8 protein-coding genes are annotated in these 10,045 nt (G+C 39.5%); 1 reads left to right on the forward strand and 7 read right to left on the reverse strand.

Features of this window, described 5'->3' with window-relative positions:
* Positions 1–109 precede the first annotated feature (109 nt).
* From ACIPKN_RS20255 to ACIPKN_RS20285, 7 genes are all read right to left on the reverse strand, one after another.
* Positions 110–439 carry a hypothetical protein gene (locus ACIPKN_RS20255; protein WP_400939457.1) on the reverse strand — a complete coding sequence of 110 codons (330 nt, stop codon included), beginning with the start codon at positions 437–439 and terminating at the stop codon, positions 110–112.
* Between the two features lie 136 nt (positions 440–575).
* Positions 576–785: a hypothetical protein gene (locus ACIPKN_RS20260; protein ID WP_132359178.1), complete on the reverse strand. Its 210-nt coding sequence runs from the start codon at positions 783–785 to the stop codon at positions 576–578.
* Positions 786–822: 37 nt separating this feature from the next.
* Entirely contained in the window at positions 823–2,349 is a 1,527-nt protein-coding gene (locus tag ACIPKN_RS20265) for an NCS1 family transporter (RefSeq protein ID WP_400939460.1), read from the reverse strand.
* Between the two features lie 196 nt (positions 2,350–2,545).
* Positions 2,546–3,808 (reverse strand): NAD-dependent dihydropyrimidine dehydrogenase subunit PreA, encoded by a 1,263-nt coding sequence (gene preA, locus ACIPKN_RS20270; protein WP_400939461.1) that lies wholly within the window; start codon positions 3,806–3,808, stop codon positions 2,546–2,548.
* A 254-nt stretch (positions 3,809–4,062) separates the two neighbouring features.
* On the reverse strand, positions 4,063–5,445 hold the full coding sequence (locus tag ACIPKN_RS20275; RefSeq protein ID WP_400939463.1) for an NAD(P)-dependent oxidoreductase: 1,383 nt from the start codon (positions 5,443–5,445) through the stop codon (positions 4,063–4,065).
* Between the two features lie 294 nt (positions 5,446–5,739).
* Positions 5,740–7,143 (reverse strand): dihydropyrimidinase, encoded by a 1,404-nt coding sequence (hydA, locus tag ACIPKN_RS20280; protein ID WP_400939465.1) that lies wholly within the window; start codon positions 7,141–7,143, stop codon positions 5,740–5,742.
* A 66-nt stretch (positions 7,144–7,209) separates the two neighbouring features.
* The gene (locus ACIPKN_RS20285; RefSeq protein WP_400939467.1) at positions 7,210–8,454 is read right to left on the reverse strand and encodes a Zn-dependent hydrolase; all 1,245 of its coding nucleotides are present in this window, start codon (positions 8,452–8,454) and stop codon (positions 7,210–7,212) included.
* A gap of 138 nt (positions 8,455–8,592) precedes the next feature.
* Here ACIPKN_RS20285 and ACIPKN_RS20290 point away from each other — a divergent pair, with 138 nt between their 5' ends.
* The gene (locus ACIPKN_RS20290) at positions 8,593–9,762 is read left to right on the forward strand and encodes a PucR family transcriptional regulator (protein ID WP_400939470.1); all 1,170 of its coding nucleotides are present in this window, start codon (positions 8,593–8,595) and stop codon (positions 9,760–9,762) included.
* Positions 9,763–10,045: the final 283 nt, after the last annotated feature.

Consider the following 10,045-nt stretch of genomic DNA (forward strand, 5'->3'; position numbering starts at 1 on the left):
ATCTTATAATAATAATCAATTCTATTGAAAAACACAATTGTATTTTTAGGAAAAACACGATTATAGTAATAATAAAGCAAGGATTTTAAGCATTTTGGTGTTCTATCCATCACCTTGACGGTTCTTTCGGATGACTTAGGCTGTTCTTTCCACGATTTTGACGGTTACGACTTCTGCTGGGTCTTTCCGTTGCTTGGGCTGTTCTTTCCTTCGCCTTGGCTGTTCTTTCCTTCGCCTTGGCTGTTCTTTCCGTCACTTTGACTTTTCGATCAGTCACTTTGGCGGTTCTTTCCGTCGCTTCAACTTTTCCATCCGTCGTTTTGGCGGTTCTTTCCGTCACTTTGGCTTTTCCATCCGTCACTTCAGCTCTTCTTTCCGCTTTGCTTGTTCTTTCCTTCGCTTTGGCGGTTCTTTCCGTCGCCTTGGCCGTTCTATCCATTACTTTGACGGTTCTATCCACCATGTGAGAAATACTTTCAACTGGTTATAGCTATAAACCAACCAGCTTTGAGTAAAAACATACGTAAAAAACTCTATCCCATCATGAAAGGCGTGAATGGAATAGAGTTTTTTTGTTATTGTAACAACGTCTGTTCTTGGAGCTTTGCTGAGAAGTATTTGCGGGCATCTGCTGTTAGAATTTGCATCAGAATAACCTCTTCTTGACGGGCAAATTCTACAAACATTCCACTTAGATTTTCATAAACATATTTGATTTTATAGCCACTATCTAAATACTGATCTACTTTTTTTATTTCCTCTGTGCTTTGTTGATGTTCTGACATGCAATCACCTCACCTTTTTTGTGAATATCTTGGGTGGTTAATTTTTATTCAGACCTTCGATTTCTAGCAGCGGATCTGGTTGTTCAACGACATCATTCTCTTCTGGAACAACAGTTGGAGCAGGCGTTTGCTGCTGTCCAAATAGTTCATCCAAATTGTGACCGACTGTAATTCCTAAATATTTTGCATCACTTGGATCCTCTAGCTCAGCTTGAGGGTATTTTTTGAACCACCAATACTTCGCTAATACATAATATACAAGTGCCCCTACAAAGAACCCTACTAATGAAGAATAAGTGGAAAATATATTTGCCACTGCACCACCGATAATCCAAGCGATTAAACCAGCTAAGTTAAAGCCCTTCAAATATTTAAACTGACCATCTAAGTCATAAAGTGCTTTTACATGCACACGACGTTTACGGATTAAATAATAATCGGCAAATAAAATACCAACAATCGCAGTTAAAATTCCTCCGATAATTAAAAGTGCATTGACTAACACATTAAATAAACTCCATGGTTGTGCTAGAATACCAATGATTCCTGCAATAACAACCCCTACCCAAAACGGCACTTTTGGCCCACCGATATTCGAGAAAATTGTTGCAGCCGGGATAACATTTGCAGAGGTGTTAGTCGACCATTGTGCTAATACAATCATTAACAATAAGATTCCTAAAATAAAGCCACTTGCACTTTGCTGTAGTGCATTGATCGGATCAGCAGAGGCAACAGCCATATAGCACACAGCACCAATTGTCACTATGAAAGTATTTGTAATCGGCATGACGATTAATGAGCCGACCAGCTGTGTTTTATTGCGTTTGAACCAGCTGCGTTCATTTTTTGGTGCTTTAAAGAAGCGTGACAGTGAAGGCATATCGGCTGCTAGCGTCGACCAAAATCCCATATTCGCCATAATCACTACCATAAATGCCGTGAAGGCTGAGAATCCTGTTGTTGGCGCTTCCACCCACGTCCAAATATTTTTCCCTTGAGCTACTGCATTATCTGCCAATGTATAATACATCCAGCAGGAAATTAAAATGATAACTGGTGCTGCTAAATCTGCAAAGCGTTCAATAGATTTAATACCTAGTGATGTATTAAATAACTGAAGTGCTGCAAAGACAATGAAACAGACAAACCAATTATCAACACTAAATAGTAAATTTAAAATGCCGTTTATCGCTAATGCTCCAAAATAAGTATTCAGACCGAACCAACAGGCGGCTGTTACACCCCTTACAAGTGACGGAATATGTGTGCCAAATGTACCGAACGGAGCACGCATATAAACTGGGAATGATAAGCCATGTTCAATGCCTATATCTCCAATTAACGTCATAAATACACCAATTAGACAAGAGCCAATCAACGTTGCTAAAATTACCATTGGCAATGGTAAGCTTATGATGGCCGTTCCACCGATTGCAAAAGCCGCTAATACAATTGCCATCCCTATCCAAATTACTGCAAAACCAAATGTTCCAATATTTCTTTGTTGATGTGTCACTGGAAGTAAATCTGGGGATTTTAAATAATTCCCATCACGTTCCATATAATCTCTCCTTTTTATAAAAATTTCCGTGACAACTTACATGAGGTTATTCCTTCCTTCAACGAAATTGCTAAAGGAAGTTGGAATTTCAGTTTATCTTCCTTCGACCAAATACTCCCACCTTAGAAGGTAGTGCGACGAATGAAGATTAAGCCTACAACGCAATTAAGCCAAGGCGAAATTGATTTTAGACTTTTTACTTAGATAGGCTGCTAATTAAAGATTGACGTTCATTCCAAGTCATTGATGTAACTGTAGATTTGCGTTCAACCATTGTGATGGCATCATCTACAGGACAAACGATTGAGCATAAATTACAGCCTACACAATCCTCCTCCCGGACTTTCAGCATTGGGCGGCCAGCTTCTGAATATAAGTCGATACATTGATGCGATGTATCCTCACATGCAATATGGCACTTGTTACAGTTAATGCAAACATCATTATTAATTTCCGCCACGATTTTATAATTTAAATTCAAGTCACCCCAATTAGAATATCTGGAAACTGAGCGACCTACTAAATCCATAACAGAGGCCATGCCTTTATCGTCTAAATAGTTATTGAGTCCATCGACCATATCCTCAACAATACTAAAGCCATGATGCATCGCCGCTGTACAAACTTGCACGCCCGTAGCGCCCATTAATATAAACTCGGCAGCATCTTGCCAGTTGGAAATACCACCAATGCCTGAAATAGGAACATTAATTAATGGATTACGAGCACAATCTGCTACCATATTGAGTGCAATTGGTTTAACTGCAGGACCACAATAGCCACCATGTGCACCCTTTCCTGCTACATGAGGCACTGTATTCCAAGTATCTAAGTCGACACCGGCTAAGCTGTTAATTGTATTTATCATACTAATAGCATCTGCTCCACCTCTTGTGGCCGCTTCTGCCGTTACCGTAATATCGGTAATGTTCGGTGTTAATTTCACAATTACTGGAGTTTTCGCTGCCTCTTTCACCCAGTACGTTTGCTTTTCCACTAATTCAGGTACTTGACCAGAGGCAGACCCCATTCCTCGTTCTGCCATCCCATGTGGACAGCCAAAGTTAAGCTCAAGACCATCAACACCCACATCTTCTACTCGTTTAACAATCTCATGCCATTTTTCTTGCTTTGGCTCCACCATTAAGGACGCGATAATTGCGTGATGTGGAAACCTTTTTTTCGTCTCATAAATTTCTTGTAAATTCACCTCTAACGGACGATCCGTAATCAGTTCAATATTATTGAAGCCAGCTACTCTTTGTCCGTTAAAGCTAACAGCTGCAAAGCGTGAAGAAACATTTAAAATCGGATCCCCCAATGTCTTCCATACAGCACCACCCCACCCCGCTTCAAATGCACGTTGTACTTGATAGCCTGAATTCGTTGGCGGTGCCGACGCAAGCCAAAATGGATTCGGCGATTTGATGCCCGCTAAGTCAATACGTAAGTCTGCCATAGTTGTTCCTCCTTTATGCAATCTCACTTGGTTTCATCAATTATGCCTCGGCACAATTGCGTCTAGAATCGGCTTTGTGCTTAGGCCGCAGATGTTTTTTGCGCGAAAGCGTAGCGTCAGCAGCACGTGGCGTTCTTAGACTGAGTTCCTCTATTTCAGCGGATGTTTGGACAACTGCTGAAAAGCAACTTTAACTTGCATTCACCTCACCACCTATTGAGATGGGAGGTTCTGCAACTCATCTGTACCTGTCGCTACGCTTTCGGTACAATAGACACTTTGCTGAAAGAAGTTAAACGTTCATGGATCTTTTTTGCTGCGTTTTTCCCTTGCTGTACAGCGGTTACAACCATCGCCTCACCCTGACCATTTCCGAAAACGACATCTCCACACGCAAATACTTTGTCATTCGAAGTTTGCATTGTCGTTTCATCAATATCGACAACATCATTTGTATGCTGTAAGCCAAAAGCTTCAATCAATGACACGAAACGCGTTTGCCCAATTGCCTTAATAACTGCATCCACTTCAATAATAAAATTGGACCCCTTAATCTCCTCAGGTCTTTGACGACCATCAGCACCCGCTTCACCGAGCCTCATTTTTACACATTCAATGCCTACGACCTCACCTGACTCATTACCAATAATTTTTTTCGGTGCTGTTAACCACTTAAACTCCACATTATCCTGCTTGGCAAATTCATATTCAAATTTGTACGCCGTCATTTCCTTTTGTGTTCTTCTATAAAGAATTTGAACATTGTCAGCACCTAAGCGCACTGCACATGTAGCACCGTCAATCGCGGTATTTCCCGCACCAATGACAGCCACCCGCTTCCCAACAATATCCTTTGTAAGCGGTCCCATTTTTGTCTTTCTGACAAACTCTATCGCATCATGTACACCGTCTAAATCTTCTCCTTCAATGCCCAGATTCGGCACAGCTCCCATACCCACTGCTAAAATAACACTGTCATATTGCTCCAAAATTTCTTCAGCAGCAATATCTACACCGACAGTTGTGTTCGTTTTGATTTCCACACCAAGCTTTTCGATTTGTTCAATTTCCCAATCAACGACTTCATTTGGTAAACGGAACGACACTATACCAAAGCTCCCTAAGCCACCAGCTTTCGCTTCAGCTTCATAAATAGTGACCTGATAACCAATTCGACTGAGTTCACGCGCAGCCGATAAACCAGCAGGACCTGCACCAATAATCGCTACCTTCTGTCCATTGCTTTGCCCTTGCTTAAATAGCTGAACACTCGTTGACATTGCCCAATCTGTTGCATAGCGCTGCAGCTCTCCGATTTTAATTGGCTTTGTTGAGGAATTTAACACACACGCCCCTTCACATAGTTCCTCCGTTGGACAAACCCTTGCACAACTTGCACCAATTGGATTTGCTTCTAATATAGTCGTAGCAGAGCCCTTCATATTACCAGAAGCTATTTTTTTTATGAAATTTGGAATTTGAATACTCGTTGGACAAGCTTTAATACATGGTGCATCGTAGCAATATAGACAACGATTGGATTCCTCTATTGCTTCATTCTTTGTCATCCTGCTAGTCAATTCCATAAAATTACGTGTTAACTGTTGGGACATTGTATTTTCTTGATTCGGAGCCATTTCCACATCCCCCTCATGTGTTCATTTTTTCCTTTTTATTACCCTTTGGCGTAGTTGTCGCTGCTAGAACCATTGAAAAAGAGCACCACCTAGAGAGATAGATAGTCTTCTGCAGCTAATGAAGATATTACGAGACCGATTGCTCTGTTCTCCATCCAAAGCAATCGGTCATAAAGTGAAACTTTAACCAGTGGGGTTTTTATTCATCCCCACTGATTATTAGTTGAACGAATCGGGCTTTTCAGGGCAGTCCTACCTTCTTTGCTGTTGCAAATATCTTGTGGCAGGATAATGCTAAATGTTTAGTGCTTCTGCAGCCGTTGTTTTTAATGCACGTTTTATATATTGCCCGCTACCTAGTACACCAACAAATTCTTTACTTTTAATGACATATTCGCCACGTACTAGTACGCTTACTGGTTCACCCGTTACTTCCCATCCCTCATATGGGTTATAATCTACGTTCATATGATGTGTTTTCGCAGAAATTTCTCGTTTTGCCTCTGGATCAAAAATAACGATATCGGCATCAGAACCGATTGCAATCGTCCCTTTTTGTGGGAATAAACCAAATATTTTTGCTGCACTTGTGGAAATCATATCGACAAACTCATTGATAGAAATTTTTCCTTTTGCCACACCTTCTGAATATAAAATACTAAAGCGATCTTCAATAAAAGGCCCACCATTAGGAATTTTAGAAAAATCATTTATTCCTAACTGCTTTTTACCCTTAAAACTAAATGAACATTGGTCAGAGCCAATTGTTTGTAGTTGTTTTGCTTTTAGAGCATTCCATAAATGATCCTGATGGTATTTCGGTCGAAGTGGTGGGGACCAAACATATTTTGCACCCTCAAAACCTGGTTGTGCTAAAGCAGATTGATCCAAAGTTAAATATGGTGGACATGTTTCACCATAAACGTCATAGCCTTTTTCACGCGCAGCAATGATCTCATCTACTGCCTCTTTACAAGTTACGTGCACAACATAAAGGGTAGCGCCAGCAATATGGGCTAACTCAATCGCACGTTTTGTCGCTTCGCCTTCTAATTCAGCTGGACGAGTGAGCGCATGATAAATCGGCTCCTTATGACCTGCACGTCGCGCCTCTTCTACAAGCTCATCAATAACAGAACCATTTTCACAGTGCACCATAACAACAGCACCGAGGTTTTTCGCTATTTTAAAAGCTTTAAAAAGGGTGCGATCCGAGGCTTGAAATTCTTTCGCATAAGCCATAAATACCTTGACAGAAGTAATACCCTCTTGCTCTAAGATCTGCGGCAATTCGGCTTCTGTTTCAGTGGTTAAATCACCAATCATTAAGTGGAATCCATAGTCTATGGCTGATTTCCCCTTCGCCTTGTCATGCCACTTTTCAACTGCAGCTGAAAGTTTATCCTCGCCAGCCGTTAAGCAGAAATCCAAAATAGTAGTAGTCCCACCGAAAGCCGCTGCAATGGTACCAGATTTCCAATCATCATCAGTCACAGTATTGTTAAATGGCATATCTAAATGTGTGTGAGGATCAATTCCTCCTGGCATCACATATTTACCAGTAGCATCAATAACTTCTGCCCCAATGTCAGATAGATTTTTGCCAATTTGAACAATTTTTCCGTTTTCAATTAAAATATCTGCCTCAAAAACATCTGCAGCTGTCGCCACTCGTCCACCTTTAATAATTTTTTTCATTCTGCCCCTCACCCTTCGTAAAATAATGGAGAAAGCTCAATCATGACAATGTTAGGAAAATCTACTTTAATGTAACGTGTAAGATTCCCCCATACTGAACTTTGTTTGTAGCATCAACACTGTTTCTAGTAATACATCTGCTCCTTTCGCACAATCCTCAAATGTTGTTTCCTCTTCCTCGCAATGACTCTTACCATTAATACTTGGTACGAAAATCATCGCTGATGGAACAATGCTTGCAATGTATTGCGCATCATGTCCTGCCCCGCTAAACATTCGGTGAGCAGTATAACCAAAGCTCTGACAAGCCCTTTCCACTTCATTACAAATATGAGTATCAAAATAGACTGTATCTCTACCCCATAGCTTAACTGGCTTAATGCTACAGCCCATATCCTCTGTAGGAAGATTATTCAGTATGGCCTCTACCTTTTGCATGACCTCTGGTTTTTGATGACGTGAATCTATCGTAAATGTCACATTGTTCGGTATCACGGTATGAATATTTGGTGAAACATTCATTCGTCCAAATGTAAACACTAACTGTTCATCGATTTTTCCGAGCTCTTCATGTAAATACGAAATGATTTTTGAAGTTACGATCATCGGATCTTGACGCATTGTCATCGGTGTCGTTCCAGCATGATTGGACTGCCCTGTAACCGTAATCTCATAGCACACCATACCTAATACACCTTCAACAACGCCAATTTCCAACTGCTTTGCCTCTAGAACAGGTCCTTGTTCGATATGCAATTCAATATAAGCAAGTGCTTCCTTTAAGCGATTTTCTGGATCTCCTTCATAGCCACTTGCTTGCAGTGCTTCTTTGAAACTAGTGCCGTTTTTGTCGATAGATTGCAGCATTTTTTCTTTATCAAATTTCGCTGAAATAACTCCAGAACTCATCATGGCTGGATCAAAACGAGCACCTTCTTCATTCGTGAAATTCACAATCATTATCGGGATATCTAGCTCAATCTCGTTTTCTTTTAATGTTCTAATGGCCTCAATAGCCGTTAAAACGCCTAATACACCATCAAATTTCCCACCCTTTTCAACGGAATCTAAATGCGACCCCATAACAATTGGAGGAACATCCTTTTTCCCAGGTAAAATGGCATAAACATTACCCATATCATCGATTTTGATGTCCATCCCTAATTCATCACAACACTCACAAAAATAGTTTCTTGCTAATACATCCTCATTCGAAAGAGACAAACGAGTTACGCCACCATTTTCAGTAGCTCCAAATTGACTAAATTGTTCAATTAACTCTTGCAATCGTCTACTATTACACTTATACATATGCAAGTCCTCTCTTTCACAGTAGTTATACACATTCTATAAAAGATAAAAATTATGAGATATAGATAGCAAACTAAAAAAATATGTGCATCTGCACATAATATATGGTAAGTTATGTTCATAATAAGGGGGGCGAAAATGGGGACAATTCGCAAAATTGTAGAGGGAGTTCAATTCCCAATGCTAACATTAGTAGCTGGACATAACGGAACGTATCGAAGAGTTACAGGTATTAACGTAGTAGAAAGCATCGATTTAATTATGTTTTGTAGACCTAATGAATTAGTCGTGACTACAGGTATTAATTTATCTTCTGATGGAGATTCCTTAGAGCAACTCGTAAAACTAGCTTTCACTAAAAAAGTAGCTGGTTTCATTATTAATACCGGCCCATATATTCCAAATATACCAGAATCAGTTACCTCTTTTGCCAATGAACATGATTTCCCTATTTTTCACATGCCATGGAATTATCGAATAGCCGATCTATTAAAAACAACATTTCAATTTATCGCCAATCACCATCAAGAGCTTTCTATCGAAGAAAAGGTTCTTTATAACTTACTTTTTCACTACAAACAAAACGCCAACTATATTAAAGATCAATTAGCACTACTAGGTTTTCCACAAGGTAGGGAACTAGCCATTATTTCATGTACAACAAATGGTGCACAAGCTAATATTGACCGTTACGAGGTCATGATCCAATTTGCATTTCAAAATAGATATAAACGCTTCTTAAAACTTAAACATAAAAATCACCTCATCTTTTTAATCGACAGAGCACAAATCAATACACCAAATACTCCCTTCTCAAAAGTTGTTGAAGAAATTTACGACAAAATTACGCAAAAAAATGGTTACTTGGATATTATCATAGGTAAAGGAAATTATCATAAAGAGCTTGAAAATGTCCGCAAAAGCTATAATGAGTCATTAACAGTCATCCAATTAGCAAAGCTTCATAACAATCGCTTCCTATATAAATATAAAGAAATTGGTGCCTACAAAATTATCATGGCCGTGCAAAATCAAACATTAATCAAATCATATAGCCAAGACATCTTAGGTCAGCTTTATCGCTATGATGAATTGCATAACTCAGATTATGTACAATTTCTACGCATTTATCTCGATGAAAATGGAAGTACCCGTAGGATTAGTGAGCGTCTATTTATTCATCGCAACACAGTACTTTATAAAATAAAAAAAGTAGAAACGCTATTAGATATGGACTTAAGCAACCCATTTACAAAAACAAATCTCTATATTGCATTTTTGATTGAGGATGTGTTAACGCACCAATAAATTTTATCACCATAAAATATCCGTTCTAAATCCCCAAAATCTAGTTTGTTTGTGTCCATATACTATTTCAAAATGATTGAATGAAGGGCTTCTAGTAAAAATCCGCTTCGTCATATGGGCGCGCCAACCCCTTATATCTTTGCGGATTTTTACCTTAGCCATAACGAAAAAACTGACGAACCAAACGGGAGGGCACTGAAAAAGTCTATATCTTTTCACATTGCGAGGTATTCAACGATTAAATCGTTGAATACCTCGCTTTTTTCATTTGGCACTGTGACTC

It is taken from the genome of Lysinibacillus sp. NPDC086135 (genome assembly GCF_044746345.1).
Taxonomy (GTDB): Bacteria; Bacillota; Bacilli; order Bacillales_A; family Planococcaceae; genus Lysinibacillus.